The organism is Ancylobacter oerskovii, assembly GCF_018390555.1.
GTDB lineage: Bacteria > Pseudomonadota > Alphaproteobacteria > Rhizobiales > Xanthobacteraceae > Ancylobacter > Ancylobacter oerskovii.
The window spans coordinates 56918-83130 of the sequence record NZ_JAHBGB010000019.1 but is presented as its reverse complement, the minus strand read 5'-3'; the positions used below and the strand labels follow the sequence as shown (position 1 = coordinate 83130).

Genomic DNA, 26213 nt, shown 5'->3' with positions numbered 1-26213 from the left:
ATACGGCCGCGCCGGCACGCGCGGCCGTTTCCGAACAAGACCGGGAGGCGGTTGCCCGCCGCCTCAGCCGACCTTCTTCACCTCCGGGATGACCCAGGAGCCGTTCAGGATCGAGGGATCGTTCTCGTCGGGCCAATAGAGGCGCAGCATCAGGTTGAACCGATCCTTCGGGGCGGGCAACCAGTTTGCCTGCTTGTCCGCGCCGGGGCTCTGGTTCTGGATGTAGATGACCAGCGAGCCGTCCGCCTCGAGCTTGGGGTTGGTGCGCAGGCTCATCGAGTAGCGGTCGATCGGGTTGGCGACGAAGAACATCTCCGCGTCGTACATGGTCAGCGACCAGAAGCCCTTGACCGGCGGCAGCTGGCCGGGCGCGAAACGCAGCTCGTATGTGTTCGCGCCGCTATAGTACTGGCCGTCCTTGTCCTTCAGCGAGGTGGGATAGACGGCGTCCTGCGGCCGGTTGGCGCCGAGGCCGATGGCGGTGATGAGGGCGCGCTGCAGGTAGTCGGTGCCGTAGACGCCGGTCTTGGTGGTGTAGCCCCAGCCATTGATGCTCTGGATGTCGCCGCCGCTGTCCTTGAAGTGCAGCATGATGCGGTCATAGGAGAGCTGCGGCAGCCGCCGGTCCCAGCGATGGTCGACCTTGGCGGGATCGAAGCCCTTGCCGGGCACCAGGCCGATCCGCGCGAACCGTTCCAGCGCCGGCTGGTCCTTGGCGGCGGGCGGGTTGCGCGTCATCAGCTCGGCGAGCAGCTTGAAATAGTCGGCGGCGCTCAGCGCGTTCACCTGGTCCCGCACCGAGGTCTTCATGTCGATCGCGGCGTCGACCTTGCCGGCGGGCGGGGTGTAGTCCTTGCCGAGGGCGCTCAGCGGGAACAGCTTGAACTGGTCCTGCAGCGCGTGCACGGCGGCATAGTCCTCCGGCGTGCCGGTGCAGTAGATGCGCCCGAGCATCCAGACGATGCTGGTGGAGGATTTGAGCTGCACCATGCCGTCCGGCACCTTGCCGGACCAGCCGGGGCCGGTGACGAGATAGGTCTGCGCGCCGGTGCCGGTGGTGCGGGCGCCGGGCACCTGGAACACGTTGGTCCAGCCGTCGAGGAAGGGCAGCAGGAAATAGCGGCCCTTCATGTCCGGCACGCTCACCACCCAGGGCTCCTCGCCGACATCGAGGAAGGCAGTCGTGTACAGCGTGTCCGCATTGGGAGCGGTCACGTCCCGGAAGGACGCGTCGGGATAGCTGCGCAGCTTGATCAGCGTGCCCATCGGGGCGCGGGTACCCTCGGGCTTCGCCACATTGGTCATCACCCGCCGCGTCATCTCCATGGTGACGAGCGGATAGCCGAAGACATAGGCGTCCGAGGCGATGTCGAAATCTTCGGCCCCCTCGACGAGATCGAGAATGGGCCCGTCCCAGGCCATGGCCTTGTGCAGCGTGGCGACCGTGACAAGCGACGCGCCGCCAAGCATCAACATACGGCGTGAAACATTCATGACAGGATACCTCAACGATAGGCGTGGTCGGATGGAGTATTGGCGAAAAGGAGGGCCGCGCCCCGGCAAGCGGAACGGATCGACAGCGGAGGCTCGGGTCGAAGAAGGGGCCGCACGCGGAGCCAGATACGCAGATGTTCGGCATGCGTCATTTGATCAGTCCAAGAAAACGGCGTTGCCGGTTGCCCGAGGCATAGCTTATGAGTGCCCGATCCGCTTGCTATTTGGGGACAGGGCCCGCCGATTTTGAACAACGTTCCGTCCCAGCGCGTCGGCCCGGTGGCCGAGCTCCCGGCCCTGCTTGCCGAGCTCGGCGTCAGCCTCGACGAGGCCTTCGCCGGTACCGGGATCGAGCCCGGGCAGCTCCTGCCGGAGGCGCGCTTCGCCTATCCCGCCCTCACCGGCCTGATCGAGCGCTGCGCGAGCCTGGCCCAGTGCCCGCATCTGGGGCTGCTGTTGGGCGCGCGCAGCGACCACCGGGCGCTGGGGGCCATCGGCGACATGATGGCGAGCGCGCCGACGCTGGGCGATGCCTTCCGGGACTATGTCGGCCTGCAGATCGGCTATTCGCGCGGTGCGGTGGTGTATCTCCGGCATACCGACGAGCACTACTTCATCGGCTATGGCCTCTATGACGCCGGTGCCGGCCTGGGCCGCCAGATCCACGATCTGGTGGTGGCCATCGGCTGCAACATGGTGCGGGCGCTCACCGGGGGGCGCGTGCAGCCGCTGCGCGTGGTGGAGAGCGTCGGCCGGCCCGACAATGCCGCCGTCTACCGGAACATATTGAAGACCGGCATCCTCTTCGATCAGGAGCAGACGGGCATCGTCATCGCCCGGCACGACATGGCCATGCCGTTGCCGGGCGCCAATCCGGCCCGGCGGATGCAGCTTCGCGCCGCCATACAGGACATGGTCCGCGGCGATATGGAGGATGTGGCGGCGAGGGTCCGCCACGCCCTGCGCCCGCGGCTGATGCTCGGCGAAGCCGGCCGCGCCACCGTCGCGCGCGAGCTGGGCCTGGAGCCGCGGACGCTCGCCCGGCATCTGGCGCGCGCCGGCACCACCTTCGAGGACATCAAGGACGAGGTGCGCTTCACCGTCGCGCGCGAGCTGCTGGCGCTCACCCGCCTGCCCATCGGCCGCATTGCGGAGGCGCTGTCCTATTCCGCCAACAGCTCCTTCGACCACGCCTTCCAGCGCTGGACCGGCGTGACGCCCTCGCAATGGCGCAGTGAGCATTGGTCGTTGATGCGGAACGAGGCGGAAACCTCCGCTTCGTAGATCGCGCCGTCATTGGGCGCACGCGCAGCACGTCGCCGGCGCCATGACGCCGGGCAACGCATGATCGGGGCCGCGATCCCCCGTGCGCCGCGCGCGGCACCGCGTTGAAAGGCGCCGATCCGCATTAGGATTCATGATCGGAAGGATCAGATCTTATCATTGGAAAATATTGCCTCGAGCCAACACGCTACCCCTGCCGGCCGACGACGCGCCGGCATTCCGCCGACACTCGGGAACACGAGGCGGCCGGAGGAAACGCCAAAGCCATCCGCCGCCGGACAGTGAGGACGGAGGCGGTCTTCAGTTCATCCTCTCCGCCCTGAAGCGGGGACGGTCGACTTGAAGCCCGCACCGGTGCAGCTCGGGCGTATGGCCCGGCGCGCGCCGGCGTTTTCGCCACTGCCGGCTCGCGACACGGAGCCTCGGAGGTGGTGCCATGAAACTCGCCCGTATGCTGTTGTGCGGCCTCGTCGGCGCGGTCGTCGCCGCCGGCGCCGCTTTCGCCGACACCTACCCGTCCAAGCCGGTGAAGATCCTCGTGCCCTATGCGCCGGGCGGGGCCACCGACATCGTGGCGCGCCTGCTCTCCGACCGCCTGCGCGAGACGCTCGGCCAGGCCTTCGTGGTCGAGAACAAGCAGGGCGCCTTCGGCATCCTCGCCATCGAGGAGATGGTGCGCGCCAAGCCCGACGGCTACACGCTGATGGTCGGTAATGTCTCGACCAACGCCATCACGCCGATCATCTACGCCAACAAGTTCAAGATCGACTACCAGAAGGACGTGGTGGCCGTCGCGCGGCTCGCCGTCATCCCCGCCGTGGTGGTGGCGACGACGGCGAACGGCTTCAAGGTCGATACGCTGGCCGAGCTGGTCGCCTATGCCAAGCAGAACCCCGGCAAGCTGCGCTACACCAGCGCCGGCGTCGGCAGCTACCCGCATTTCGACATGGCGGTGTTCGCCAAGAAGGCGGGGTTCGACGCCGTGCATGTGCCCACCAAGGCCGGCGCCGCCGGCATGATCAACGACCTGATCACCGGCGACGTGCAGGCCGCCTTCATCAATGTGGCCAGCTCCATGGGCATGGTGAAGTCCGGCGACCTCAAGCCGCTGGCGGTGATCACCGAGACCCGGATGAAGGAATATCCCGACGTCCCCACCCTGAAGGAGCTCGGCTATGCCGGCATCGGCACCTTCAACTGGCAGGGGCTGTTCGCGCCCGCCGGCACGCCGAAGCCGGTGCTCGACACGCTGCACAAGGCGGTCGTGGAGGCGCTCGCCTCGCCCGAGATCGTCGCCGCCTTCCAGAAGCAGGTCATCGCCGCCGAGCCGAGCACCTCGCCGGACGACGCCCAGGCCTGGCTGAACAGCGAGATCGAGAAATGGCGCAAGACGGTGGCCGAGGCCAACGTCGCGCTGGAGTGAGCCCCGCCTCCGCCGCCGCCCTCCCCGCTCGCAGCCCGGAATCCCGCTCATGAACGCCCCCACGACCCTCGCCCCGCCATCGGCCGCCGCGTCCCGGATCGTCATCGAGAAGGATGTCGACATCCCCATGCGCGACGGCGTGAACCTCAAGGCCGACCTCTTCCGGCCGGAGGGCGAGGGCCCGTTTCCCGTCATCATGAATCTCGGCCCCTACCAGAAGGACAAGGTCTGGGTGCCGCCGGACGATCTGGCCGAGAAGGCCAATCCGCTGATGAACTGGGAGACGGTCAATCCCGAATGGTGGGTGCCGCGCGGCTACGCGCTGGTGCGGGTGGACGCCCGCGGCACCGGCAAGTCGCCCGGCCAGGGCGAGCCCTGGTCCTATCAGGAGGCGGTCGACTATTACGACGCCATCGAATGGGCGGCGGCCCAGCCCTGGTCGAGCGGCAAGGTCGGGCTGAGCGGCATCTCCTATTTCGCGATCAACCAGTGGTTCGTCGCCAATCTGCAGCCGCCCTCGCTCACGGCGATGATCCCGTGGGAGGGCTTCGCCGACCTCTATCGCGACGCGCTGTTCCATGGCGGGCTCCTGAACCTGTTCATGACCAACTGGTTCGTCACCCACATGATGCATCACCTGCTGGGACGGGCCTACCGGCACAACCCCGATACCTTCCAGACCAACACGCTGTGGAAGTGGGTGCGCAACAGCCTCGACAGCGGCGCCTTCCGCGGCGAGCAGGCGCAGTGGGACAGGATCACCGTGCCCTTCCTCACCGTCGGCAACTGGTCCGGCATGGGGCTGCACATGCGCGGCAACACCGAGGCCTTCATGCGCGCGGCCTCGCCGCACAAGAAGCTGCGCATGCATGCCGGCAACCATGTGCACCCCTTCTACACCGAGGACGGCCGCAACGATCAGCTCCGCTTCTTCGACCACTGGCTGAAGGGCGAGCCCAACGGGGTGATGGACGAGCCGCCGGTGAAGCTGTGGATCCGCCAGGGCAACGGCGAGGGCTTCTGGCGCCACGAGAACGAGTGGCCGCTGGCGCGCACCCGGTGGACCAAATTTCATTTCGACCTGTCGCCGCCGGCGGCGGACCAGCCGAAGAATTCGGGCCGCCTCACCCGCGAGGCCCCGTCCGGGGAGGCCTCGCGCACCTATTTTGCCAGCGGCGCCGGCAAGGCGGGGCAGGCCTCGGCCTCGTCCACCTTCCTCGCCGCCGGGGCGATGATGGCGGGCATGGGCATCGCGCTGGAGACGCCGCCGCTGGAGGAGGACGTCGAGGTCACCGGGCCGGTGATGGCGCGCTTCTGGGTGTCGAGCTCCACCGAGGACATGGACCTGTTCCTGACGCTGCGCAACATCGACGCCGAGGGCAACGATGTCTTCGAGGTCGGCCAGCAGGGCCAGCAGGTGCCGGTGGCCAAGGGCTGGCTGCGCGTGTCGCATCGCGAGCTCGATCCCGAACTGAGCCGGCCCTACCGTCCCTATCACGCCCATAAGCGGCGGCTGTGGCTGTCGCCCGGCGAGAAGGTCGAGGTGCAGGTGGAGGTGTGGCCGACCAGCATGGTGTTCCGCAAGGGGCACCGCATCCGGCTGGACATCCAGCCGCGCGACGGCCTCGGCAGCATCCACTACACGCATTACCACGCGGATTATAATACCGGCCACAACACCATCCATTCGGGCGGCGCGCACGACTCCTACCTGCTGCTGCCGATCATCCCGGCCGCCGCCCATGGCTGAACGCTCCGCTCCCGATCCGGCGCCGGCCGGGCGAGCCGCCGGGCCGACCGGGCGTCCCGACCTGTGGGCGGGCGTCATGTTCGCCGCCATCGGGGCGTTCGGGCTCTATCTGGCGCGCGGCTACGACATGGGGACCGCGGCGCGGATGGGCGCCGGCTATGTGCCGCGGCTGGTGTGCTGGGCGATGGTCGGGCTCGGCACCGTCATCGCCCTGCGCGGCTTTTACGCGGAACGGGAGCACGAGGAAGCCATCGCCTGGCGCCCGCTGGCCTTCGTCCCGCTCGCCATCGTCGCCTTCGGCCTCATGGTGGAACGCACCGGGCTGGTGGTCGCGGCGGCGGGGCTGGTCTTACTCGGCGCGCTGGCCGGGCGCGACGCGCGGCCGCTGGAAACGCTGCTGCTCGGCGCCGCGCTCATCGCCGGCTCGGTGCTGGTCTTCGTCTGGGGGCTGGGGCTGTCCCTCCCGATCTGGCCGGAGTTCTAGATGCACGATCTCATCGCTCATCTCGCGCTCGGATTCGATGCCGCCCTGACGCCGGCCAATCTCGGCTTCGCCCTCATCGGCTGCCTGGTGGGCACGCTCATCGGCGTGCTGCCGGGGATCGGGCCGGTGGCGACGGTGGCGATGCTGCTGCCGCTGACCTTCTACCTCACCCCGATATCCGGGCTGATCATGCTGTCGGGCATCTTCTACGGCGCCCAGTATGGCGGCTCGACCACGGCGATCCTGGTCAACCTGCCGGGAGAGACGTCGGCCGTCGTGACCTGTCTCGACGGCTACCAGATGGCGCGGCAGGGACGCGCCGGCCCGGCGCTGGCGGCGGCGGCGCTCGGCTCCTTCTTCGCCGGCACGGTGGCAACGGTGCTGATCGCGCTCGCCGCGCCGCCGCTGGCCCTGGTGGGGCGCTCCTTCGGCGCCCCGGAATATTTCTCGCTGATGACCTTCGGCCTGCTCGCCACCGTGGTGCTGGCGAGCGGCTCGGTGCCGAAGGCGATCGCGATGATCTTCCTCGGCGTGCTGCTCGGCATGGTCGGCACCGATGTCAATTCCGGCAATGCCCGGTTCGACCTCGGCATCGCCAATCTCGCGGATGGCATCAATTTCGTCCCGCTCTCCATCGGCCTGTTCGGGCTCAGCGAGATCATCGTCACGCTGGCCCACGGGTCGCAGGACCGCTCGGTGCTCGGCGGCCGGATCTCGCATCTGTGGCCGAGCCGAGAGGATTTCCGGCGCGGATTTCCCGCGGTGTTGCGCGGCACCGGCATCGGCTCCTTCCTCGGCGTGCTGCCGGGCGGCGGCGCCACGCTGAGCTCGTTCGCCGCCTACATGTTCGAGAAGAAGCTGTCGCGCCAGCCGGAGCGCTTCGGACACGGCGCCATAGAGGGCGTGGCGGCACCGGAGGCGGCCAACAATGCCGGCGCGCAGACCTCCTTCATCCCCATGCTGACGCTCGGCATTCCCGGCAACGCCACCATGGCGCTGATCATCGGGGCGCTCACCATCCACGGCATCCAGCCGGGCCCGATGGTGATGACCGAGAATCCCCAGCTGTTCTGGGGCATCGTCGCCAGCATGTGGATCGGCAACCTCATGCTGGTGGTCATCAACCTGCCGCTGATCGGCCTGTGGGTGAGCCTGCTGCGCATCCCCTATCGGCTGCTCTACCTCGCCATCCTGCTGTTCTGCGCCATCGGCGTGTACACGGTGAACAATTCCAGCTTCGACGTGCTGCTCGCCGCCGGCTTCGGCGTGCTCGGCTATGTCTTCGTGCGGCTGCGCTGCGAGCCGGCGCCGCTGCTGCTCGGCTTCGTCCTCGGACCACTGATGGAGGAGAACCTCCGGCGCTCCATGCTGATCTCCGGCGGCGATCCCCTCATCTTCCTGCAGCGGCCGATCTGCCTCGCCTTGCTTCTCGCCTCGGCGGCCCTGCTGGCGCTGATCGTGCTGCCCTCGATCCGGCGCACGCGGGAGGTGGCCTTTCACGAACCGGAGGGCGCATGAGCGAAGCGGCTCCCCTGATGGTCCGTTTCACCGTCAACGGCCGCAGCGTCGAGGTCGACGCCGCCGGCGACGTGCCGCTGCTGGCGGTGCTGCGCGGCGATCTCGGCCTCACCGGCTCGCGCTTCGGCTGCGGGCTGGAACAGTGCGGCGCCTGCATGGTGCTGGTGGATGGCGCCCCCGCCTATGCCTGCTCGCGGCCGGCCTGGAGCGTGGCGGACCGGTCGGTCGCCACCATCGAGGATGTCGGGCGCGATCCCGTCCTCGCCGCGCTGAAACAGGCCTTCCTCGACGAGCAGGCCGGCCAGTGCGGCTATTGCCTGTCCGGCATCGTCATGAGCGCGCGGGCGCTGCTGGCGCGCGAGCCCTCGCCGGACCGCGCCGCGGTGGTGGCGGCGCTCGACCGGCACCTGTGCCGGTGCGGGGTGCATAACCGCATCGTCCGGGCGGTGCAGCGCGCGGCGGCGCACCTCGCGGCCGAGGGAGCCGCGGCATGATCGCCAACCAGCTGCCGCGCAGCCTTGCCGACAATCCGCGCCTCGACGCCTGGATCGGCTTCGACGCCCCGGGGCAGGTGCGGATCGCCACCGGCAAGGTCGAGCTCGGGCAGGGCGTGCTCACCACCATCGCCCAGATCGCGGCGGAGGAGCTCGACGTGGCGCTGAGGCGCCTGCGCCTGGTCTCCGGCGACACCGGGGAAGGGCCGAACGAGGGCTATACCGCCGGCAGCTACTCGGTGGAGAATTCCGGCGGCGCGCTGCGCATCGTCTGCGCCGAGGTGCGGGCGCTGTTCCTCGAACGCGCGGCGACGCTGCTCGACTGCGCGGCGCAGGAACTCGATGTCGAGGACGGGGCGTTCCGCCGCGACGGCCGGCCGACCGGTTTCGACTATTGGCGTCTGGCCGGCGACATCGACCTGTCCCGGGAGGCGACGGGCGGCGCGGCGCCCAAGCCGGTCGCCGCCTACCGGCTGGTCGGGCATTCGCAGCCGCGCACGGACCTGCCGGACAAGATCGGCGGCGGCGCCTTCATCCACGACATGCGGATGCCGGACCTGCTGCACGCGCGCGTGCTGCGGCAGGCCTGGCGCGGCGCCGAGCTCGGCGCGCTCGACGAGCGGGCGCTGCACCGCGCGGCGCGGCGGCCCATCGAGATCCTGCGGGAAGGCAGCTTCCTCGCCCTTCTCGGCGCGGACGAGGCGAGCGTCGAGGCGGCCGCGGCGGTCGCCCGCGAGAAGGCGGCGTGGAGCGGCGGCGAGAGGCCGCCCGACGAGGCGGCGGAGGCCGGCTGGCTGATGGCGCAGCCCGCCGCGGAGCGGGTGATCGCCGAAGGCGAGCCGGCGGAGGCCGGCGAGAGGATCGAGGCGACCTATTCGCGCGGCTTCATCGCCCACGCCTCCATCGGTCCCAGCTGCGCGCTGGCCCATTGGGACGGGACGCGCCTCGACGTCTGGACCCATTCGCAGGGGGTCTATCCGCTGCGCCAGTCGCTGGCGCGGGCGCTGGGGCTGGATCCCGTCGCGGTGGCGGTCCGCCATCGTCAGGCGGCGGGGTGCTACGGCCATAACGGCGCCGACGACGCCGCCTTCGACGCCGCCCTGCTGGCGATGCGGCGGCCCGGCCGCACCGTGCGGGTGCAATGGACGCGGGCGGACGAGCTCACCGCCGCTCCCTTCGGCGCGCCGATGGCGGTCAGGCTCGGCGCGGCGCTGGGACCGCAGGGCCGGCCGGCCGGCTGGAGCCTCGACATCTGGTCGGCGCCGCACGGCCAGCGGCCGGGCATGCATGGCGCGGTCAACCTGATCGGCGCCGAGGCCCTGTCGGGTGCGCCGTCGCGCGTCCCGCCGGGCGACGTGCCCGACGCCAACGGCTTCGGTTCGGCGCGCAACGCCTTCGCGCCCTATGATCTGCGCGCGCAGCGCATCGTCACCCATTTCCTCGCCGGCCATCCGGTGCGCACCTCCTCGCTGCGCGGGCTCGGCGCCTTCGCCAATGTCTTCGCCATCGAAAGCTTCATCGACGAGCTGGCGGAGGCGGCGGGGCAGGACCCCGTGGCCTATCGGCTGTCGCTGCTGCCCGACCCGCGGGCGCGGGCGACCATCGAGGCCGTCGCCGCCATGGCCGGCTGGTCGCCGGACGCCCCGGCGGGCGAGGGAACGGCGAAGGGCATCGGCTTCTCCCGCTACAAGAACAAGGCCGCCTACATGGCCGCCATCGCCGAGGTCGAGCTCGACGAGGAGGTCCGCGTCGCCCGCCTATGGTGCGCGGTGGATGCCGGCCTCGTGGTCAACCCGGACGGGGCGGCGAACCAGGTGGAAGGCGGCATCGTCCAGGCCACGAGCTGGACGCTGAAGGAGAGCGTCCGCTTCCGGGAGGGACGCGCCGGCTGCACCCAGTGGGACACCTACCCGATCCTGCGCTTTTCCGAGGTGCCGGCGGTGGAGATCCGCTTCATGGACATGGCGAGCGAACCGCCGCTCGGCCTCGGCGAGGTGGCGCAGGGACCGACGGCGGCGGCCATCGGCAATGCGGTGGCGCGGGCGCTCGGCGCCCGCATCCGCGACCTGCCGCTGAGCCGCGAACGCATCATCGCGGCGCTGATGTGAGAGGCGCCGGCACGGCACGCAACGGGAAGGAGACACCGACATGAGCACGACGGAACAGGCCCGCACCCCGGGCGCCCTGAGAGCCGGGCCGCAGGAATACGCCTTCGAGCTCGCGAGCGTGAACCGCCTGCTCGGCGGGCCGGATTATTCGAGCGCCGTCGGCTCCTGCGTCGAGGGCGACCGCATGATGGTGGCGCTGATGCGCATGAAGGCCGGCACCGGCGCCGAGCCGCATTCGCATCCCAACGAGCAGTGGATCTTCATCCTCGAGGGCACCTTCCACGCCACGGTGGGCGGCAAGCCGATCACCGCCACGCCGGGGACGCTGATCTACATCCCCTCGGACACGCTGCACCAGGGCAAGGCCGGCACGGACGCCGACGTGGTGTTCTTCACGGTGAAGGACACCTCGCACGGCCTGCACGGCATCAAGGCTGTCTGACCAACGGAGCTCGACACCGCCATGGACAACCGCACCGCGAACGGCCGTGCCGCCCCGGATCCTGCCGCGCGCGCCTCCGAGATCCGCGACGGCATGCGCATCGACTGGGACGTGCCGATCGCCATGGATGACGGGCTGGTGCTGCGGGCCGACGTGTACCGGCCGGTGGCGGAGGGCCGCCACCCGGTGCTGATCACCTATGGCCCCTATGCCAAGGGCCTCGCCTTCCAGGAGGGCTATCCCAGCGCCTGGGAGCGCATGTCCGCCAGGCATCCCGACGTCACCGCCCATTCCAGCAACCTCTACCAGAGCTGGGAGGTGGTGGATCCCGAGAAATGGGTGCGCGAGGGCTATGCCTGCGTGCGGGTGGATTCGCGCGGCTGCGGCGGCTCGCCCGGCTATATCGATCCGTTCTCGCCGCGCGAGACCCGCGACTATCACGACTGCATCGAATGGGCGGGCACCCAGCCCTGGTCGAACGGCAAGGTCGGCCTCAACGGCATTTCCTATTTCGGCAGCAATCAGTGGCATGTCGCCAGCCTGCAGCCGCCGCACCTCGCGGCCATGTGCATCTGGGAGGGGGCGGCCGACTGGTACCGCGACATGACCCACCATGGCGGCATCCTCTCGACCTTCTGGGCCAACTGGTACGACATGCAGGTCAAGACGGTGCAGCACGGCATCGGCGAGCGCGGCCGCCGCTCGCGCGTGCATGGCGGGCTGGTCTGCGGGCCTTTGGAGCTCGGCGAGGAGGAGCTCGCGCGCAATCGCTGCGATTTCGGCGACGAGATCCGCGCCCATCCGCTCGACGACGCCTATCACCAGGCGCGCTCGCCGGATTGGGACCGGGTGGTGACGCCGTTCCTCTCCTGCGCCAATTGGGGCGGCGCCGGGCTGCATGCCCGCGGCAATTTCGAGGGTTTCGTGCGCGCCGCCGCACCCCGGAAATGGCTGGAGGTGCACGGCATCGAGCACTGGACCGAGTTCTACACCGATTATGGCCGCACGCTGCAGCTGCGCTTCTTCGACCATTTCCTCAAGGGCGAGGACAATGGCTGGGACCGCGAGCCGCCGGTGCTGCTGCAGGTGCGCCATCCCGGCGAGCGCTTCGTGCCGCGCAAGGAGGGCGAGTGGCCGATCGCCCGCACGCAATGGAGCGCCTTCCATCTCGATCCCGACGGCCTGCGCCTGAGCCCCCATCCGCCGACGGCGAGCGGCACCGTGCGCTTCGAGGCCATGGGCGAGGGCGTGACGTTCCTGTCCGGGCCGCTGGCGGAGGAGACCGAGCTGACCGGCCCGTCGGCCCTGCGCCTGGCGGTGTCCTCCAGCACCGGCGATTGCGACATCTTCGCCGTGCTGCGGGTGTTCGCCGCCGATATGAAGGAGGTCGTGTTCCAGGGCGCCATCGATCCGCACACGCCGGTGGCGCAGGGGTGGCTGCGCGCCTCGCATCGCAAGGTCGATCCCGTGCTGTCGCGGCCCTATCGCCCCTATCATGTGCATGACGAGATCGAGCCGCTGACGCCGGACGAGCCGGTGATGCTGGACATCGAGATCTGGCCGACATCGATCGTGATACCGGCCGGCGCGCGCATCGGCCTGACGCTGCGCGGGCGGGACTATGTCTATGGCGGCGGCAGTGGCGGCCGGCTTTCCGCCTTCAAGAACGAGCTGACGGGCTGCGGGCCGTTCCTTCACGACGACCCGCTCGACCGCCCGCCGGAAATCTTCGCGGGGACGACGACGCTGCATTTCGGCGCTTCCGCGCCCGGCCAGCTGCTGCTGCCGCGTGTGCCGCCGGCGCGGTGACGCCGGTTGCATGCGGCGCCGGACGGCTTTCCGGCCGCGGGAGCGAACCCGGCATGCTCCGGCTCGGGCGGCGGCCGACATATAACTTTCAGCTATAGATTTTTTGCCGTTTGGCCGGACGACGACGCTTCGATTCTTGTGTCTATTTCCACCTAATAACGGTGGAAACGACCATGAACGCCATGATGGACGCAACGACGGACGCGACGCGCCAACGTGTCGCCGACAGCGCCCTCGACCAGATTTTCCGCGAGGCGCGGACCTATTATGGCTGGCTGCCGAAGCCGGTCGGGGAAGCGGAGCTGCGCGCCCTCCACCGGCTCGCCAGCCTGCCGCCGACCAGCAGCAACATCTGCCCGCAGCGCATCGTCTTCGTGGCCTCGCCCGAGGCCAAGGAGCGGCTCCGGCCCTGCCTGAAGCCGGGCAATGTCGACAAGACCATGGCGGCGCCGGTGACGGCGGTGCTCGGCATCGACACCGCCTTCTACGAGCATCTGGAGACGCTGGCGCCGCACGCGGCGGGCCGGCGCGAGGCCTATATCGCCGATCCCGACCTCGCCTGGCGGGCCGCCTTCCGCAACGCGACGCTGCAGGGTGCCTATCTCATCCTGGCGGCGCGGGCGCTCGGCCTCGATTGCGGCCCAATGTCCGGCTTCCTGCACGAGGCGGTGGACGAGGCCTTCTTCCCCGGCGGGCGGGTCAGGTCGAACTTCCTCGTCAATATCGGCTACGGCGACCCGGCCAGCCTGCGCCCGCGCGCCGCCCGTTTCGACTTCGACGATGTCTGCCGGATTCTCTGAGGCGGCCCTGGCCGCAAGGTTCGACGCGCCGAGCCCGCGCAGGCCCGAGTCGGCCGCCGGCTCCGGCACGCAATGGAGGTGAGCATGTCCCAGTCCGATCCCGCTACCGGCCGCGCCGCGGTCCCGCGGCTCTGCTTCATCGGCTTCGGCGAGGCCGGGCAGGCCTTTGCGGGGGGCCTTATCGAGGCCGGCATCCGCGAGGTGTCGGCGTTCGACATCGCCGGCGACGAGGCGCGGGTGCGCGAGCCGGCCGAGCGGCTGGGCGTGCGCCTCGCCGCGGACCCAGCCGCCGCGATGGAAGGGGCGGACTACGTGTTCGCGGCCGTCACCGCGGCCTCCAGCCTCGACGCCGCGCGAAGCGTCGCGCCGTGGCTGGCGCCCGGCCAGCTCTTCGTCGACGTGAACTCGGTGTCGCCCGGCCGCAAGCGCGCGGCCGCCGCCGCCATCGGCCGGCCCGGCGGCTATCTCGACCTCGCCATCATGGCGCCGGTGCATCCGCGTCGGCACCAGACCCCCTGCCTCGCGGCGGGTCCAGCGGCGGCGGATTTCGTCCGCACCTTCCGCGGCTTCGGCATGGAGCTGTCCGTGGAAGGCGAGACCATCGGCGCGGCGACGCAGGTGAAGATGGTGCGCAGCGTGATGGTGAAGGGCCTGGAGGCGCTCTGCTACGAGTGCTTCGCCGCCGCGCGGGCGGCGGGCATCGAGGAAGATATCCTCGCCTCGCTCCAGCGCAGCTATCCCGGCATCGCCTGGCGCGACATCGCTGCCTACAACGTCAGCCGGATGCTCGACCACGGCGTGCGCCGCGCCGCCGAAATGCGCGAGGTCGTGCTGACGCTGCGCGAACTCGGCGTCGAGCCGGCGGTGACAGAAGGCACCGTGGCGCAGCAGGAGCGGCTCGGCCGCCTTGCCCTGACCACCTATCCGCCCGGCCTGGAAGAGATGCTCGATCTGGTCCGCCGGGAATTGCAGGAGACGAACGTGCCGGCCTGAGCGGCCGCGCGAGACCGGGGTTTCCGGCGCGCCGGCACGGCGCGGCAACAAGAGAAACCTGGACATCAATCGGGAAACGCCGCCCCCGAGGCGGGAGGAAACGCCCCCATGCATATCGATGCCATCAAGGCTGCGGATGTTCTGCCGAAGAACCGCGCCCTTTATTATGACGGCGCCTGGCGGGCCCCCGCCCGATCCGCGCGCGTCGAATTGACCAACCCGGCCAACGGCGCCTCGCTCGGCTTCGTGGCGCAGGCGGATGCGGCGGATGTCGACGCCGCGGTGAAGGCCGCCCGGGCCGCCTATCGCGAATGGCGCCGGGTGCGGCCGGCCGAGCGGGCCAGGATCCTCCGGCAGATCGCCCGCATCGTGCGCGAGAACGCCGACGAACTGGCGCTGATCGACGCCATCGACGGCGGCAATCCGGTGCACGAGATGGCCGGCGACGTCGCCAACGCCGCCGCCCAGCTCGAATTCTTCGCCGGCCTCGTCACCGAGATGAAGGGGCATTCGGTGCCGCTCGGGCCGGACTCGGTGAATTTCTCGGTGCGCGAGCCGCGCGGCGTCATCGGCCGCATCATCCCCTTCAACCATCCCTTCATGTTCTGCGCCGCCAAGTCGGCCGCCCCGCTCGCCGCCGGCAACGTGGTGGTGGTGAAGCCGCCGGATCAGGCGCCGCTGAGCTCGCTGCGCTTCGCCGAGCTGATCGACGGCCTGCTGCCGCCGGGCGTGTTCAGCGTGCTGCCGGGCGGGCGCGAGACCGGCGCGGCGCTCGCCTCGCACCCGGACGTGGCGATGATCTCGCTGATCGGCAGCGTCCAGGCCGGGCGCGCGGTGATGAGGGCCGGCGCCGACACCATCAAGCCGGTGCTGCTGGAGCTCGGCGGCAAGAACGCGCTGATCGCGCGCGCCGATGCCGACCCCGACGAGGTGGCCGCGGCGGTGGTCGCCGGCATGAATTTCACCTGGTGCGGCCAGTCCTGCGGCTCGACCAGCCGGGTGTTCCTGCACGACGCCATTCACGACGCGGTGGTCGAACGCATCGTACACCGCATCGGACACTTCAGGCCGGGCGATCCCGCCGATCCCGCGACCACCATGGGCGCCATCATCAGCCGCGCCCAGTTCAACAAGGTCATGGGTTTCATCGCCGACACCAAGGCGGAGGGCGCCACGCTGCTATGCGGCGGCGGCGTGCCGGACGACCCGGCGCTGGCCGGCGGCAATTTCGTCGAGCCCACCATCTTCACCGAGGTCACGCCGCAGATGCGCCTCGCCCGCGAGGAGGTGTTCGGCCCGGTGCTGGCGGTGTTCCGCTGGTCCGACGAGGCACAGATGCTGGAGACCGTGAACAGCGTCGAGTACGGGCTCACCTGCTCGATCTGGACCGACGACGTGCGCGACGCGCACCGCCTCGCCGGCGAGGTGGAGGCCGGCTTCGTATGGATCAACGAGGTTTCCCGCCATTTCCTCGGCACGCCGTTCGGCGGCTACAAGCAGTCCGGCCTCGGCCGCGAGGAGTGCCTGGAGGAGCTGATCGCCTACACCCAGGAGAAGCACATCCACGTCAATCTGAAGCGCCCGGCCCGCTGAGCCGGCGGCCTACCGACGAAACCTCCGCAGAGAGGTTCGCAAGCAAGACCTACATGGAGAGGAAAATGAACGCCCTTCGTCGTCCGGTCGCGGCCGCTCTGTCGGCGGTCGCCATCATGCTCGGCTGCACCGGTGTCGCCAACGCCCAGGCAGCCTCCTACCCGCAGGACCGCGTCACCCTGACCGTCGCCTTCGCGGCGGGCGGCTTCGTGGATTCCTTCGCGCGGATCATCGCGCAGGAGCTGAGCACCAAATGGGGCAAGCCGGTCACCGTCGAGAACAAGGCGGGCGCCGGCGGCAACACCGCCGCCGCGATCGTCGCCAACGCCAAGCCCGACGGTCTGAACCTGCTGGTCACCTCCACCGCCATCGCCATCAACGAGACGCTCTACAAGCAGCGTGACTACTCGCTCGGCCAGCTGGTGCCGATCTCCATCTCGGTCTCCTCGCCGGAGACCATCGCCACCCATCCCTCGAACCCGGGCGACCTGAAGGACTACCTCGCCTGGGCCAAGGATCGCGAGATCACTTTCGCCACCGCCGGTGTCGGCAGCGGCTCGCACATCGCCGCCGAATATTTCCTGCGCAAGCTCGCCAGGACGCCGGCGACGCATGTGCCGTTCCGCGGCGGCGCGCTGTCGGTGCAGGCGGCGCTCGGCAACCAGGTCGACATGGTCGCCTCCTCCTTCGGCGTCATCCCGCAGGTGACGGAAGGCAAGCTCAAGGGCCTCGCCGTCGCCAGCGAGACCCGCGTCTCCGCCATGCCGGACGTGCCGACCTATACCGAGAAGGGCTTCCCCTTCGTGGCGGAATCCTGGGTCGCCGTGCTGGCGCCGGCCAAGACGCCCGCCGACATCGTCGAGAAGATCAACACCGACATCGGCGAGATCCTGGCGCGCAAGGACGTGCAGGAGAAGCTCGTCGGCATGGGCTACCAGCTCCACAAGCGCAATGTCGCGGAGGTCTCGGTCTATCTGCAGGACGAGGTCAACAAGTGGGGCGAGATGGTGCGGACCATCGGCGTCAGCGTCGAGTGAGCGCGGCCCGGACGGCCGCCTCCGTCCGCACGTTGACAGGCCGATCAAGGAGGATCGCATGTCCTTGCTGAACAAGGGCGGAGACGGGATCCACCCCGTCATCCGCTCGCCGCAGAACTTCGTCGCCGGCGCGTTTCTCATCGTGGCCGCCGCCTTCGTGGTGTGGATGCTCAGCGGGCTGTCGCAAGGCACGCTGCGCACCATGGGGCCGGCCATGGTGCCGCGCTGGACCGCGGTCGGCATCGGGCTCGGCGGCGCCGTGCTGGTGGTGCTGAGCTTCCTGAAGGAAGGCGAGGCGCTGGAGCGCTGGCACTTGCGCGGCCCGATCTTCGTGCTGGCCTCGCTCGTCATCTTCGCCGCGACGATCCGTTCGGTGGGCTTTCTGGTGGCGGCGCCGCTGTCGATGCTCACCGCCGGCTTCGGCTCGCGGGAGGTGCGTCCGCTCGAACTCGTCATCTTCACCGTGGCGATGACGGTGTTCTGCGCCGTGGTCTTCCGTGTCCTGCTGAACCAGCCGCTGCCGATGCTGGTCCTGCCGGCCCTCTCGATCCAGTTCTGAGCCTCCGATGGATTTCCTCCAGAATCTCGTTCACGGGGTGGGTGTCGCGCTGTCGCCGGTGAATGTGCTGCTGTGCTTCGCCGGCTGCATGCTCGGCACGCTGATCGGCGTGCTGCCCGGCATCGGCCCGATCGCCACCATCGCCATCCTGCTGCCGCTGACCTTCGGGCTCGACCCGACGGCGGCGCTGATCATGCTCGCCGGCATCTATTATGGCGCGCAATATGGCGGCTCCACCGCCTCGATCCTGCTCAACATCCCCGGCGAATCGAGCGCCGTCGTCACCGCGCTCGACGGTCACGAGATGGCGCGGCAGGGACGCGCGGGCGCGGCGCTCGGCATTTCGGCGATCGGCTCCTTCGTCGCCGGCACCATCGCCACCGTGGTCATCGCCGCGCTGGCCTCGCCGCTCGCCAGCCTGGCGCTGGTATTCGGCCCGGCGGAATATTTCGCGCTGATGCTCACCGGCCTCGCCTTCGCCGTGCTGCTCGCCCGCGGCTCGGTGTTCAAGGCGATCATCATGATCCTGATCGGCATCCTTCTGTCGACGATCGGACCGGACCTCACCACCGGCCAGCTGCGTCTGACCTTCGGCGCCGTATGGCTCGCCGACGGCATCGAGATCGCGCTGCTCGGCATGGGCCTGTTCGGCATCGCCGAAGTGTTCCGCAGCCTCGAGCATGGAGAGGCGCGGCAGGTGAGGCAGACACGGATCGGCAGCCTGCTGCCCAGCCGGGAGGAACTGCGGGCCTCGGCCAGGCCGATCCTGCGCGGCACCCTGCTCGGCAGCATCCTCGGCATCCTGCCCGGCAATGGCGCGGTGCTGGCGCCCTATGCCTCCTATACGCTGGAGAAGAAGCTGGCCCGCCAGCCCGGCCGTTTCGGGCGCGGGGCGATCGAAGGGGTGGCGGGACCGGAGAGCGCCAACAATGCCGGCGCGCAAACCTCCTTCATCCCGCTGCTCACCCTCGGCATTCCGCCCAATGCGGTGATGGCGCTGATGGTCGGCGCGATGACCATCCACGGCATCGTGCCGGGCCCGCAGATCATGACCAAGATGCCGGACCTGTTCTGGGGTCTTATCGCCTCGATGTGGATGGGCAATCTGATGCTGCTCATCATCAACCTGCCGCTGGTCGGGCTGTGGGTGAAGCTGCTCAACGTGCCCTACCGGCTTATGTTCGTCGGCATCGTCATCTTCTGCTGCATCGGCGTGTACTCCATCAATTCCGAGCCGGCCGACATCCTGATCATGGCCGCCCTCGCGGTGTTCGGCTACGCGCTCTCCAAGTTCAACTTCGAGCCGGCGCCGCTCACTCTGGGCTTCGTGCTCGGCCGGATGATGGAGGAGAACCTGCGGCAGGCGCTGATGATCTCGCGCGGCAGCTTCCTCACCTTCGTCGAGCGGCCGATCGCCGCCTTCTTCATCGTGCTCGCCATCGTCATGCTCGCCGTCGGCATTTTGCCGTCCATCCGGCGCGGGCGCGACGAGGTCTTCGTCGACTGACAGACCGGAACGGATCCATGAACACCGCCATGAAAACCACCGAGACGCTGACGGCGCAGAAGGAGCTCTGGGGCAGCGACGTGGTCGCTGAGACCGTGCGCGCGCTCGGCTACCGCTACATCGCGCTGGTGCCCGGCGCGAGCTTCCGCGGCCTGCATGACAGCCTGGTCAACCATCTCGGCAACCACGACCCCGAGATGATCGTCTGCCTGCACGAGGGCCACGCGGTCGCCATCGCCGACGGCTTCTCGCGCGTCGCCAACGAGCCGATGGCGGTGGCGCTGCATTCCAATGTCGGGCTGATGCACGCCACCATGTCGATCTTCAACGCCTGGTGCGACCGCCGGCCGATGCTGATCCTCGGCGCCACCGGCCCGGTCGACGCGCATAAACGCCGGCCGTGGATCGACTGGATCCACACCGCGCGCGACCAGGGCGCGCTGGTGCGCCACTACACCAAATGGGACGACCAGCCGGCCTCGGCCGAGGCGGCGGTGGAATCGGTGCTGCGCGCCGACCAGATCGCCCGCACCGCGCCCACCGGCCCGGTCTATGTCTGCCTCGACGCCGAGATGCAGGAGAGCCGGCTAGACCGCGAGGTGAAGGTGCCGGACGTACGCCGCTACGCCCCGCCACGCCCGCCGGCGGCGGCCGGCGAGGACATGGAGCGGATCGTCACGCTGCTGCGTACCGCAAGGGCGCCGGTGCTGCTGTTCGGGCGCGGCTCGCGCGCGGCGGATGACTGGAACCGGCGCGTCGCGCTCGCCGAGCGCCTCGGCGCCCTGGTGCTGACCACGCTGCACAATGCCTCGGTATTTCCCACCGAGCATGGCCTGCATGCCCTCGCGCCGGTGGGCGAGCGCCCGACCGACGCCGAGGCGGAGGTGCTGGCCGCCGCCGACCTGATCGTCAGCTTCGACTGGCACGATCTCGCCGGCTTCCTCGCCGCCCGCTCCGGCGCCTCGCAGACACAGGAACCGGTCGCCGCCACCATCGTCCACTGCTCGCTCGACAGCTATGTCCATAATGGCTGGAGCATGGACCATCAGGCGCTGCCGGCCGTGGATCTGCGCGTGCTCGCCGACCCCGACCGCTTCGTCGCGCAGCTGCTGGAACGGCTCGACGTCGAGAAGGACTGGCCCCCGGCATCGCCGCTGGTGGCGGCCGAGCGTCACTGGACGCTCGCCGCGCCGGAGGGGCCGGACGAGGCGGCGCCGTTCAATTCCGAGCAGCTCGCCTACACGCTCGCCGCCTTCGGTCGCGAGCGGCCGGTGACTTTCGCCCGGCTGGCCTTCGGCTGGCCGCGGCAGGCGTCGCGCTTCCGCACGCCGCTCGACTTCCTCGGCAAGGATGGCGGCGGCGCGGTCGGCACCGGGCCGGGTCACACCATCGGCGCCGCCATCGCCCTGCGCGACAGCGGCCGGATGACGGTCGGCGTCATCGGCGACGGCGACTATCTGATGGGCGTCAACGCGCTGTGGACCGCCTCGCGCGGCGAAGTGCCGATGATGCTGGTGGTCTCCAACAACCGCTCCTACTTCAACGACGAGGTGCATCAGGAGCGGATGGCGCGCGAGCGCGGCCGGCCGGTGGAGAACAAGTGGATCGGCCAGCGGCTCGACGACCCGCCGCCGGACATCATCGCGCTGGCGCGGGCGCAGGGTTTTTCCGGCGGCGCCCCGGTCTCCAGCGTCGCCGAGCTCCGCGCCGAGCTGGAAAAGGGCGCGGCGGTAGTGGCAGCCGGTGGCCGCTATGTCATCGATGCGCTGATCGTGCCGGGATATTCGAGCAAATGAGCGAGTTCCAGATGGCGCCGGCCGAGGCGCTCACCGTCGGCTGCGGCGCCTATGACCGCACCTGGCCGCTGATCGCCGGCGTGGTCCGCCCGGCCGGCTTCCGGCTGGACTGGGCGATCCTGCCGCCGGAGGAGGTATTCCTGCGCGGCATGCTGGGCGGCGAGTTCGACATCACCGAAATGTCGCTCAGCACCTATGCGCTGCTGCGCGCGCGCGGCACCTGCCGCTATGTCGGCCTGCCGATCTTCGTCTCGCGCAAGTTCCGGCACAGCGCGATCTATATCCGCTCCGACGCCGGCATCGCCCGGCCGGAGGATCTCGCCGGCCGGCGCATCGGCGTGCCGGAATACCAGCTGACCGCCAATGTCTGGGTGCGCGGCCTGCTCTCCGACGACTACGGGGTGAGCGCCGACAAGGTGCATTGGGTGATCGGCGGCATCGACGCGCCGGGGCGCGAGGAAAAGGTGCCGATCGAATTGCCCGCCCGCTTCGCCGTTACCCGGCTCGGCGCTGGCGAGACCTTGTGGCAGCAGATGCTGGAGGGGCGCATCGATGCCATCATCGCCCCGCGCGCGCCGCAGGCCTTCGCGCAGGGGCATCCGGCGATCCGGCGCCTGTTCGCCGACATACCCGCGGCGGAGAAGGACTATTACCGCCGCACCGGGCTGTTCCCGCTGATGCACGTGATCGGCATCCGCGCCGATATAGTGGAACGCCATCCCGGCCTGCCCGCCGCGCTCGCCGAGGCGTTCGGGGCGGCCAAGGCCTTCGCCGCCGGCGAGCTGCATCAATATGCCTACGACACCGCCATGCTCCCCTGGCAGGAGGCATCGCTGCGCGAGACCGAGGCGGCGATGGCAGCGGATTACTGGCCCTACGGGCTGGAAGCGAACCGGCGGGCGATCGAGACCTTCGCCCGCTACCAGTTCGAACAGGGCATCGTGGAGCGAATCCAGGCAGTGCCCGATATCTTCCCGCTGGGCTGACGATAGGGTCCGGGCAACGGCCTGGCGGATGATCCGTTTCCGCCGGGCGCTGTCGCATCGAGGCTTCAGCACGTGCCAGGTTCTTGTTTCAAGGCGTTTTCTTCACGCGAACCGGATTCCACTTCGCTCGAAAACGCTCTAGGTCAACGCCCGCTCCAGCTCGTCGAGCCATAGATCGGCCGCCACCGCGAACAGGCCGACAAGAACAGCCCCCTGGATGACATAGGCGGGATTGGAGCCGGACAATCCCTCTATGATCGGCGACCCCAGCGTGAGAGCGCCGACCGTCGACCCTATCGTGGCGGTTCCGATGTTGAGGACCACCGAGGTGCGCACGCCCGACAGGATGACCGGCGCGGCAAGCGGCAGTTCGACCTTGAGAAGCCGGCCCCCGGGCGAGAGGCCGATTCCGTCCGCCGCCTGCATCGGCGCCCTCGGCACGGCGTTCAGGCCGGCAATGGTGGCGCTCACCACCGGCAACAAGCCGTAGACGATCAACGCCATGACCGTCGGCGCGCCGCCATAGCCCATTGCCGGGACAGCCAGCGCCAGCACCGCGGTCGGCGGGAATGTCTGCCCCACGGCGGTCAGCGTATCGATCGGCCCGGCGAAGTCGCGACCGACCGGACGGGTCACGAAGATGCCGACACCGATACCCACCCCGACGACCACCAGCGTGGCGATGCCGACCAGTGCCGCGTGCGAGAGCGCGAGATCGAGGAAGCTCGCCCGGCTATAGAGCGGGCGCGGCAGGTCCGGGAACAGCGCTCCGAACAGTCCTGCACTGTAGGGGAGCGCGCCCAGGACGAGGAGGAATGCCCCGCTGACCCACACGGCCGGACGGCCCGCCAGACGCAGGAGCCGGCTCATCGCAACGCCCCGTCCGGTGCCACGATATCGGTCAATGAAAGCGCGCCGCTCCGGCCGGTTGCCCGGTCGAGCACCGGGATCCGATCGATGTTGCCCGTCACCATCCGCTCCAGGGCCACGTCGAGCGTCGCCCCGGCATCGATCGGGACGCCTTCCGCGCCCATCCCATAACGGGTGCGCTCGCCGACCGGCGTGACCTGCAACAGCCGCAGGCCACGACGGGGACCGCCGACGAAAGCTTCGACAAAGGCATTGGCAGGTCGGGCAAGCAGCTCATGGGGCGAGCCCTGCTGGATCAGCCGCCCGCCGTCCAGCACGGCGATCAGCGAGGCAAGACGGATCGCCTCGTCGATGTCGTGGGTGACGATGACGACGGTCTTGCGGGTCCGCGCCTGAATATCGAGAAGCGCGCCCTGCAGGCCGTCCCGGGTCACAGGGTCGAGGGCGCCGAACGGCTCGTCCATCAGCAGCAGGTCCGGGTCGGCGGCAAGAGCGCGGGCGACGCCGACCCGCTGCTGCTGCCCGCCGGAAAGCTCATGCGGGCGCCGGCTGCGATAGCGGGCGGGATCGAGGCCGACGAGATCCAGCAATTCGTCGACGCGCTGCGCCACCCGATGCGCCGGCCAGCCCAGGAGTTCGGGCACGGTGCCGATATTGCGGGCGATGCTCCAATGCGGGAACAGCCCGATCGACTGGATGACGTAGCCGATGCGCCGGCGAAGCGCGACGGGCGCCAGGCTGGCGGCGTCGGTGCCGTCGATCAGGACGTGCCCGCCATCCGGCTCGCTGAGGCGGTTGATGAGCCGCAGCGTCGTCGACTTGCCGCAGCCGGATGCCCCGACCAGCGCGCAGATGGACCCATTGGGCACGGTCAGGGAAAGGTTGTCGACGGCGAGAGTGGTGCCGAAACGTTTGGTGAGGCGGTCGAGCACGATCATGAGGAGGCTCCGGGCGTCAGCGCCGCGCCCAGGCTCCGAAGCGCGAGGTCGGCGGCGAGAGCGAGGGCGATGGCCGACAGCGCGCCGAGCAGGATGAGGTCTGTGGCCGTCTGGCCGAGCCCCTGGAAGATGAAGGCGCCCAGCCCGCCGGCGCCGATGAGCGCCGCCACCACGGCGAGGCCGACAAGTTGCACCACGACCAGGCGAAGGGAAGCGATGAGGATCGGCAATGCGAGCGGGATGGACACCCGCCACAGGATCTGCCGCTCGTCGAGCCCCATGCCGCGGGCGGCCTCGATGACGGCCGGCGGCGTGGCAGCGAGCCCCGCGAAGGTTCCGCGCGCGGTCGGCAGCAGGCCGTAGAGGGTAAGGGCGATGATGGCCGGAGCCGCGCCGATGCCGCCGACGCCGAGCGAGCGCAGGCCGGGCAGCCAGGCTGACAAGGTACTGAGCGGGCCGATGAGCAGTCCGAAGATCGCGATGGAGGGTATCGTCTGGATGAGATTCAGCACCGCGAAGAGCGGCTTGCGCCAGGCCTGGCGCCGCAGGGCCACGACGCCGAGCAGGGCGCCGATCGGCAAGGCACCGGCAAGCGCACCGCCGACCAGCGCGAGATGCCGCAGCACTTCCGCGCCGTAAGCTTCGCGGCGATTGGCGAATTCCCGGGCGAGCGAGAGATCCGACAACGCGCCGGAGACGGCAAGCGCGGCGAGCGCACCACCCATCGCGGCGGCGACGACGACCTGCGCGAGCGGATGCGGCGCCATCCGCCCCATCGCATCGGCGAACGCAAAGGCGGAACCGGCGGCGATGATCCAGAAGGCCGCGCCCAGCGAGGTGCGCGCGATCGGCCCGCTAGCCTCGGCGACCAGGCTGGCCGCATGTCCCGCCGTTGCCACGCTTGCCAGCAGGAGGAGCGCGGCAACGACGCTGACGAGGCGGTCACGCCATGCCCCCGAGCGCAGCAGCGCCGCAAGTCCCAGCATCAGGATCAGCATTGCGAGGCCGACGGCAAACGCCGGCTCCACCGCCGACCACAGCGCAAGCGGCTTGCCGCTGACGATGCGATTGGGCCCGACGGATACGAAACCCAGGCTCGCCAGGGCGGCCGCCATGCCGGCGACGATCAGCATCAGCAGCGGGTTGGCCCCGGCGCCTCCGGTCCTCCTCTGGATGGCAGCGGTCTCCGGTGTCTCGGCAACCGCTGAACCGTCCGTCAGGCTCACTTCAACAGGCCTTTTTCGGTGAGCCATGCCTTGGCGACCGAACGCGCATCCTGTCCTTCGAGCTGCACCTTGGCATTGAGCGACTGCAGCGTTTCGAGATCGAGCGCCGCGAAAGCCGGCGCCAGAATGGTGGCGATCTCCGGGTTCGCCTCCAATACCGCGGCCCGGACAACGGGCGCCGGCTCATAGACCGGCTGCACGCCCTTGGTATCGGCGAGCACCTTCAGATCGAGCGCCGCGATACCGCCATCCGTGCCGTAGACCATGGCGGCATTGACGCCGGACGTGCCTTCGGCCGCCGCCTTTATCGTGGCCGCGGTGTCGCCGCCGGAGAGAACGAGCAACTGATCCTGGCCCAGCTTGAAGCCATAGGCCGTCTGGAAGGCCGGCAGCGCCGCCGGGCTTTCCACGAATTCAGCCGACCCGGCCAGTTTCACCTCGGCACCGCTCGCGACCCATTTGCCGAAATCCTCCAGCGTCGCGAGATGATTGGCCTTGGCGACGTCGCCGCGGACGGCGATCGCCCATGTGTTGTTGGCGGGGGCCGGCTGCAGCCAGACGATCTTGTTGGCCGCATCGAGTTCCTTCGCCTTTGCATAGGCGGTATCGGCCTTCTTCCATGCCGGGTCGGCGTCGACATTGAAGAAGAAGCCGGCATTGCCGGTATATTCCGGGTAGATGTCGATTTCACCCTGCAGGAGCGCGGTGCGCACGATCTTGGTAGGACCGAGCGAGATCCGCTCCTTCACGTCGATGCCCTCTTGCTTCAGCAGCAGTGCAATGACATTGCCAAGGACAGCCCCCTCGGTGTCGATCTTGGACCCGACGGTCACGCTGCCGGCGGCGGCAGCCGGCCCGGCCGCGACGAAGCCGAGGCTGGCTGCAAGCGCGGCAACGGCGAGAATGCGCCTGAACGTCATTTCAATGCTCCATTAGACCCGTGGCCGAAAAGGCCCACGCCTCCGACAGACATATCACTACTAATTTTATAGACAATTCCCTTCGTGGCTTCCCCTTGGCGCCACCACGCCTCAGGGCGGCCTCGACGAAGCGCTTCAGCCGGGCGGCCGCACCGGGAAACCCAGGCCCCACGTCGCGGCAC

At 69.4% G+C, this 26213-nt stretch carries 22 protein-coding genes; 17 read left to right on the top strand and 5 right to left on the bottom strand.

Annotated features, from left to right (window positions below):
• Positions 1 to 63 precede the first annotated feature (63 nt).
• Positions 64 to 1494 (bottom strand): DUF1254 domain-containing protein, encoded by a 1431-nt coding sequence (locus KHC19_RS09240; protein WP_213352067.1) that lies wholly within the window; start codon positions 1492 to 1494, stop codon positions 64 to 66.
• Between the two features lie 246 nt (positions 1495 to 1740).
• On the opposite strand from KHC19_RS09240, the gene KHC19_RS09235 reads away from it, so the two are divergent.
• The 17 genes from KHC19_RS09235 to KHC19_RS09155 all read left to right on the top strand — a co-directional run bounded on the left by KHC19_RS09235 (position 1741) and on the right by KHC19_RS09155 (position 22077).
• Positions 1741 to 2778 carry an AraC family transcriptional regulator gene (locus KHC19_RS09235; RefSeq protein WP_213352066.1) on the top strand — a complete coding sequence of 346 codons (1038 nt, stop codon included), beginning with the start codon at positions 1741 to 1743 and terminating at the stop codon, positions 2776 to 2778.
• A 436-nt stretch (positions 2779 to 3214) separates the two neighbouring features.
• Entirely contained in the window at positions 3215 to 4201 is a 987-nt protein-coding gene (locus KHC19_RS09230; RefSeq protein ID WP_213352065.1) for a Bug family tripartite tricarboxylate transporter substrate binding protein, read from the top strand.
• Between the two features lie 49 nt (positions 4202 to 4250).
• Positions 4251 to 5951, top strand: coding sequence for a CocE/NonD family hydrolase (locus KHC19_RS09225; protein ID WP_213352064.1), 1701 nt, complete (start codon positions 4251 to 4253; stop codon positions 5949 to 5951).
• Positions 5944 to 6435, top strand: a complete 492-nt coding sequence (locus KHC19_RS09220; protein ID WP_213352063.1) for a tripartite tricarboxylate transporter TctB family protein — start codon at positions 5944 to 5946, stop codon at positions 6433 to 6435. The genes KHC19_RS09225 and KHC19_RS09220 overlap by 8 nt, the downstream gene beginning before the upstream one ends.
• Entirely contained in the window at positions 6436 to 7953 is a 1518-nt protein-coding gene (locus tag KHC19_RS09215) for a tripartite tricarboxylate transporter permease (protein WP_213352062.1), read from the top strand. It abuts the gene before it with no gap.
• Positions 7950 to 8447, top strand: a complete 498-nt coding sequence (locus KHC19_RS09210; RefSeq protein ID WP_246548556.1) for a (2Fe-2S)-binding protein — start codon at positions 7950 to 7952, stop codon at positions 8445 to 8447. Before KHC19_RS09215 ends, KHC19_RS09210 begins: the two co-directional genes overlap by 4 nt.
• Positions 8444 to 10555: a xanthine dehydrogenase family protein molybdopterin-binding subunit gene (locus KHC19_RS09205; RefSeq protein WP_213352061.1), complete on the top strand. Its 2112-nt coding sequence runs from the start codon at positions 8444 to 8446 to the stop codon at positions 10553 to 10555. The genes KHC19_RS09210 and KHC19_RS09205 overlap by 4 nt, the downstream gene beginning before the upstream one ends.
• Before the next feature lie 40 nt (positions 10556 to 10595).
• On the top strand, positions 10596 to 10997 hold the full coding sequence (locus tag KHC19_RS09200) for a cupin domain-containing protein (protein ID WP_213352060.1): 402 nt from the start codon (positions 10596 to 10598) through the stop codon (positions 10995 to 10997).
• Between the two features lie 21 nt (positions 10998 to 11018).
• On the top strand, positions 11019 to 12806 hold the full coding sequence (locus KHC19_RS09195) for a CocE/NonD family hydrolase (protein ID WP_213352059.1): 1788 nt from the start codon (positions 11019 to 11021) through the stop codon (positions 12804 to 12806).
• A gap of 173 nt (positions 12807 to 12979) precedes the next feature.
• Positions 12980 to 13606 (top strand): malonic semialdehyde reductase, encoded by a 627-nt coding sequence (locus KHC19_RS09190; protein WP_246548554.1) that lies wholly within the window; start codon positions 12980 to 12982, stop codon positions 13604 to 13606.
• Between the two features lie 84 nt (positions 13607 to 13690).
• Entirely contained in the window at positions 13691 to 14599 is a 909-nt protein-coding gene (locus tag KHC19_RS09185) for an NAD(P)-dependent oxidoreductase (protein WP_213352058.1), read from the top strand.
• 108 nt (positions 14600 to 14707) lie between these two features.
• Positions 14708 to 16192 carry an aldehyde dehydrogenase family protein gene (locus KHC19_RS09180; RefSeq protein WP_213352057.1) on the top strand — a complete coding sequence of 495 codons (1485 nt, stop codon included), beginning with the start codon at positions 14708 to 14710 and terminating at the stop codon, positions 16190 to 16192.
• Positions 16193 to 16257: 65 nt separating this feature from the next.
• Positions 16258 to 17229: a Bug family tripartite tricarboxylate transporter substrate binding protein gene (locus KHC19_RS09175; protein WP_213352056.1), complete on the top strand. Its 972-nt coding sequence runs from the start codon at positions 16258 to 16260 to the stop codon at positions 17227 to 17229.
• 58 nt (positions 17230 to 17287) lie between these two features.
• On the top strand, positions 17288 to 17788 hold the full coding sequence (locus KHC19_RS09170) for a tripartite tricarboxylate transporter TctB family protein (protein ID WP_246548552.1): 501 nt from the start codon (positions 17288 to 17290) through the stop codon (positions 17786 to 17788).
• Between the two features lie 7 nt (positions 17789 to 17795).
• Positions 17796 to 19295: a tripartite tricarboxylate transporter permease gene (locus tag KHC19_RS09165; protein WP_213352055.1), complete on the top strand. Its 1500-nt coding sequence runs from the start codon at positions 17796 to 17798 to the stop codon at positions 19293 to 19295.
• A gap of 17 nt (positions 19296 to 19312) precedes the next feature.
• A complete protein-coding gene (locus KHC19_RS09160) occupies positions 19313 to 21091 on the top strand; it encodes a thiamine pyrophosphate-binding protein (protein WP_246548550.1) in 1779 nt (592 codons plus the stop codon).
• Positions 21088 to 22077, top strand: a complete 990-nt coding sequence (locus KHC19_RS09155) for a substrate-binding domain-containing protein (protein WP_213352054.1) — start codon at positions 21088 to 21090, stop codon at positions 22075 to 22077. The genes KHC19_RS09160 and KHC19_RS09155 overlap by 4 nt, the downstream gene beginning before the upstream one ends.
• A 138-nt stretch (positions 22078 to 22215) precedes the next feature.
• Here KHC19_RS09155 and KHC19_RS09150 read toward each other — a convergent pair whose 3' ends face one another.
• Genes KHC19_RS09150 through osmF form a run of 4 tightly spaced genes read right to left on the bottom strand, consistent with a single transcriptional unit; the run spans position 22216 to position 26016 of the window.
• Positions 22216 to 22947, bottom strand: coding sequence for an ABC transporter permease (locus KHC19_RS09150; protein WP_213352053.1), 732 nt, complete (start codon positions 22945 to 22947; stop codon positions 22216 to 22218).
• On the bottom strand, positions 22944 to 23885 hold the full coding sequence (locus KHC19_RS09145) for an ABC transporter ATP-binding protein (protein WP_213352052.1): 942 nt from the start codon (positions 23883 to 23885) through the stop codon (positions 22944 to 22946). The genes KHC19_RS09150 and KHC19_RS09145 overlap by 4 nt, the downstream gene beginning before the upstream one ends.
• Positions 23882 to 25111, bottom strand: a complete 1230-nt coding sequence (locus KHC19_RS09140) for an ABC transporter permease (protein ID WP_213352051.1) — start codon at positions 25109 to 25111, stop codon at positions 23882 to 23884. Before KHC19_RS09140 ends, KHC19_RS09145 begins: the two co-directional genes overlap by 4 nt.
• The gene (osmF, locus tag KHC19_RS09135; protein ID WP_213352297.1) at positions 25108 to 26016 is read right to left on the bottom strand and encodes a glycine betaine ABC transporter substrate-binding protein OsmF; all 909 of its coding nucleotides are present in this window, start codon (positions 26014 to 26016) and stop codon (positions 25108 to 25110) included. The genes KHC19_RS09140 and osmF overlap by 4 nt, the downstream gene beginning before the upstream one ends.
• Positions 26017 to 26213: the final 197 nt, after the last annotated feature.

Coding starts and splice junctions, on each gene's coding strand:
- KHC19_RS09240 (WP_213352067.1), bottom strand. CDS start 1,494: ATGAATGTTTCACGCCGTATGTTGATGCTTGGCGGCGCGTCGCTTGTC.
- KHC19_RS09230 (WP_213352065.1), top strand. CDS start 3,215: ATGAAACTCGCCCGTATGCTGTTGTGCGGCCTCGTCGGCGCGGTCGTC.
- KHC19_RS09225 (WP_213352064.1), top strand. CDS start 4,251: ATGAACGCCCCCACGACCCTCGCCCCGCCATCGGCCGCCGCGTCCCGG.
- KHC19_RS09220 (WP_213352063.1), top strand. CDS start 5,944: ATGGCTGAACGCTCCGCTCCCGATCCGGCGCCGGCCGGGCGAGCCGCC.
- KHC19_RS09215 (WP_213352062.1), top strand. CDS start 6,436: ATGCACGATCTCATCGCTCATCTCGCGCTCGGATTCGATGCCGCCCTG.
- KHC19_RS09210 (WP_246548556.1), top strand. CDS start 7,950: ATGAGCGAAGCGGCTCCCCTGATGGTCCGTTTCACCGTCAACGGCCGC.
- KHC19_RS09205 (WP_213352061.1), top strand. CDS start 8,444: ATGATCGCCAACCAGCTGCCGCGCAGCCTTGCCGACAATCCGCGCCTC.
- KHC19_RS09200 (WP_213352060.1), top strand. CDS start 10,596: ATGAGCACGACGGAACAGGCCCGCACCCCGGGCGCCCTGAGAGCCGGG.
- KHC19_RS09195 (WP_213352059.1), top strand. CDS start 11,019: ATGGACAACCGCACCGCGAACGGCCGTGCCGCCCCGGATCCTGCCGCG.
- KHC19_RS09190 (WP_246548554.1), top strand. CDS start 12,980: ATGAACGCCATGATGGACGCAACGACGGACGCGACGCGCCAACGTGTC.
- KHC19_RS09185 (WP_213352058.1), top strand. CDS start 13,691: ATGTCCCAGTCCGATCCCGCTACCGGCCGCGCCGCGGTCCCGCGGCTC.
- KHC19_RS09180 (WP_213352057.1), top strand. CDS start 14,708: ATGCATATCGATGCCATCAAGGCTGCGGATGTTCTGCCGAAGAACCGC.
- KHC19_RS09175 (WP_213352056.1), top strand. CDS start 16,258: ATGAACGCCCTTCGTCGTCCGGTCGCGGCCGCTCTGTCGGCGGTCGCC.
- KHC19_RS09170 (WP_246548552.1), top strand. CDS start 17,288: ATGTCCTTGCTGAACAAGGGCGGAGACGGGATCCACCCCGTCATCCGC.
- KHC19_RS09165 (WP_213352055.1), top strand. CDS start 17,796: ATGGATTTCCTCCAGAATCTCGTTCACGGGGTGGGTGTCGCGCTGTCG.
- KHC19_RS09160 (WP_246548550.1), top strand. CDS start 19,313: ATGAACACCGCCATGAAAACCACCGAGACGCTGACGGCGCAGAAGGAG.
- KHC19_RS09155 (WP_213352054.1), top strand. CDS start 21,088: ATGAGCGAGTTCCAGATGGCGCCGGCCGAGGCGCTCACCGTCGGCTGC.
- KHC19_RS09150 (WP_213352053.1), bottom strand. CDS start 22,947: ATGAGCCGGCTCCTGCGTCTGGCGGGCCGTCCGGCCGTGTGGGTCAGC.
- KHC19_RS09145 (WP_213352052.1), bottom strand. CDS start 23,885: ATGATCGTGCTCGACCGCCTCACCAAACGTTTCGGCACCACTCTCGCC.